The 2,922-nt window shown below is 76.1% G+C and carries 2 protein-coding genes; both read left to right on the top strand.

The window, feature by feature from the left end:
* Positions 1–1,707: molybdopterin biosynthesis protein (locus HMPREF0731_RS17320; protein WP_007005480.1), on the top strand; the 1,707-nt coding region annotated here is incomplete at its 5' end.
* Positions 1,708–1,821: 114 nt separating this feature from the next.
* Positions 1,822–2,730 (top strand): LysR family transcriptional regulator, encoded by a 909-nt coding sequence (locus HMPREF0731_RS17315; RefSeq protein WP_007005479.1) that lies wholly within the window; start codon positions 1,822–1,824, stop codon positions 2,728–2,730.
* The last annotated feature ends 192 nt before the right edge of the window (positions 2,731–2,922 follow it).

The following is a 2,922-nucleotide window of genomic DNA, read 5'->3' as shown; positions in this document are numbered from 1 at the left end:
GAGGCCGCGCCGCGCCGGCTGCGGCTGAATGCCGAGCTGCTGGCCTGCGGCGTCGCCCCCGGCCTGGAGGTGGCGCCGGGCACGGCGACCGCCATTGCCACCGGCGGCGTCATCCCGCGCGGCGCCGATGCGGTGCTGATGGTCGAGCACAGCGCGCTGGAGGAGACGCCGGACGGCCCCGCCATCGCGGTGCAGCGCGCCGTGGCGCCGGGCCAGTTCATCGGCTTCGCCGGCAGCGACATCGCGCGCGGCGAGACGCTGCTGCGCCGCGGCGCCGTCATCACCGCGCGCGAGATCGGCATGCTGGCCGCCGCCGGCCATGCGGCGGTCGCGGTGGTGCGGCGGCCGCGCGTCGCGGTGCTGTCCACCGGCGACGAGCTGGTGCCGCCCGGCGCGCTGCCCCTGCCGCCGGGCGCCATCGCCGACAGCAACGCCGCCATCCTGTGCGCCGCGGTGGCCGAGAATGGCGGCGAGGCGCTGCCGCGCGGCATCCTGCCGGATGACGAGGCAAGGCTGGAGGCCGCCGTGCGCGCGGCGCTGGCCGAGGCCGACATGGTGGTGCTGTCGGGCGGCACCAGCAAGGGGGCGGGGGATGTGTCGCACCGCATCCTGGCGCGGCTCGGCCCGCCCGGCATCGTCGCGCATGGGGTGGCGCTGAAGCCGGGCAAGCCGCTCTGCCTGGCGGTCGCCGGGGGCAAGCCGGTGGTGGTGCTGCCGGGCTTCCCGACCTCGGCCATCTTCACCTTCCATGAATTCGTCGTGCCGGTGCTGCGGGCGCTGGCCGGCCTGCCGGTGCGCGAGGAGACGGAGCGCGAGGCGCGGCTGGCGCTGCGCACCCCGAGCGAACTCGGCCGCACCGAATACGTCATGGCCTCGCTGGCCGAGGCGCCGGAGGGCGGGCTCACCGCCTGGCCGCTCGGCAAGGGGTCCGGGAGTGTCACCGCCTTCGCCCAGGCCGACGGCTTTTTTTCGGTGCCCGCGCTCTCGGCGGGGGTGGAGGGGGGGGCGCCGGTGCGGCTGCGGCTGATCGGCGGATCAGCGCGCCTGCCGGACCTGGCCATCATGGGCAGCCATTGCGTCGGGCTGGATGCGGTGCTGGACGCGCTGGCGGAGCGGGGCCTGCGCGCCCGCTGCCTGGCGGTGGGCAGCCTGGGCGGGCTGGCCGCGGCGCGGCGCGGCGAATGCGACATCGCGCCGGCGCATCTGCTGGAGGCCGCCAGCGGCGCCTACAACACCCCCTATCTGGAGCCGGGCCTCGCCCTGGTGCCGGGCTGGCGGCGCATGCAGGGGGTGGTGTTCCGCCCCGGCGACGCCCGCTTCGAGGCGCTGGCGGCGCGCGACGCCATCGCCCGCGCGGTGGCCGACCCGGCCTGCCTGCTGGTCAACCGCAATGCCGGCTCGGGCACCCGCATCCTGCTGGATGGGCTGCTTGGGGGCGCGCGGCCGCCCGGCTACGCCAACCAGCCGAAATCGCACAATGCGGTGGCCGCCGCCGTGGCGCAGGGCCGCGCCGATTGGGGGCTGGCGATCGACACGGTGGCCCGCGCCTATGGCCTGGGCTTCCTGCCCGTCGCGGAGGAGCACTATGACTTCTTCCTGCCCGAGGCGCGGCGCGAAAGGCCGGCGGTGCGCGACTTCCTGGCGGCGCTGGCCGAGCCGGCGCTGCGGGCGCGGCTGGCGGCGCTCGGCTTCCGGCCGTCCGGCTGAACGGCGCGTTATCCACCGAAACTTATCCACCGAATCTGGGGATCGGCCTGTGCGTAGCCCTGTGGACAGATCGCCCGGAGGCTGTCGGGCGCGCGGGCGGCAAGGCTTGGCGCCATGCTGACGCTGCGCCAGATCGAGGTGTTCCGCGCCGTGCTGCAGGCCGGCAGCATGATGGGGGCGGCGCGGCGCCTGGGCATCGCCCAGCCCACCGTCACCCGCGTCATCCGCCGCATGGAGGATGTGATCGGCGTGCCGCTGTTCGACCGCGCCGCCGGCCGGCTGACGCCCACCGCCGAGGCGCGCCGGGTGCTGGAGGAGGTGGACCGCGCCTTCGAGGGGCTTAGCGCCGCCTTGCAGCGCGCCAGCCGCGCCGCGCGGCCGGAGGAGGGGCATCTGCAGCTCGGCGTCTCGCCCAGCCTGGGGCGGGTGCTGGTGCCGCGCGCCTTGGCCGGGCTGGTGGCGGCGCATCCGGGGCTGTCGCTGCGGCTCGACGTGCTGTCGGTCAGCCAGGTGGTGGCCTATCTGCGCGACGGGCCGGGGGAGGCCGCCGTCACCCTCTACCCGCTGCTCGAGGCGGGCATCCACAGCCAGCATGTGGGGCAGGGCGCCATGGTCGCGCTGGTGCCGCGCGGCTGGGACCTGGCCTCCCGCCCGGCGCTGCGCCCGCGTGACCTGGAGGGGCGGGCGCTCGCCATGTTCGAAGGCTATTCGGTGCATGGCCAGGCGCTGAGCGCCTGGCTGGCGCTGGATGGCGCCAGCCCCGGCCGGCGCCACCAGGTGCGCTTCGCCGAATCCGCCGCCGCCCTGGCCGAGGCGGGGCTGGCCATCGCGCTGGTCGATGCCTTCAGCGCCATGGCGGTGGATGAGCGGCGCGTGGCGATCCTGCCGGCGCTGGGAGCCGGGCGGTTCAACGTCTATCTGCACCGGGTGCTGGACCGGGTGCAGGGCCGCTTCCTGCCGCCCTTCGCCACGCTGCTGAGCCAGGCCATCGCCGAGCGTTCCGCCGGGCTGCCCATGCCCTGAGGCTATGGCCCCCTTCCAAGCTGGCGCTTGCCAGGGAAGGGGCGGCGCGCGCCTATGCCGGCTGAACGCGGCCCCCGAATGGCCGGGCCGCCAAGACGCGACGATGGAGGAACGCCCATGACCCGACCGAACCCGCTCGGCCATCCCCTTGCCCGGCGCGCGGCGCTGAGCGGCGCGGCGGGGCTCGGCCTC

The sequence above is a fragment of the Pseudoroseomonas cervicalis ATCC 49957 genome, from assembly GCF_000164635.1.
Classification (GTDB): Bacteria; Pseudomonadota; Alphaproteobacteria; order Acetobacterales; family Acetobacteraceae; genus Pseudoroseomonas; species Pseudoroseomonas cervicalis.
Note: the sequence above shows the minus strand (reverse complement) of the source record. Positions and strands in the feature narration are given on the sequence as shown.

Coding starts and splice junctions, on each gene's coding strand:
- HMPREF0731_RS17315 (WP_007005479.1), top strand. CDS start 1,822: ATGCTGACGCTGCGCCAGATCGAGGTGTTCCGCGCCGTGCTGCAGGCC.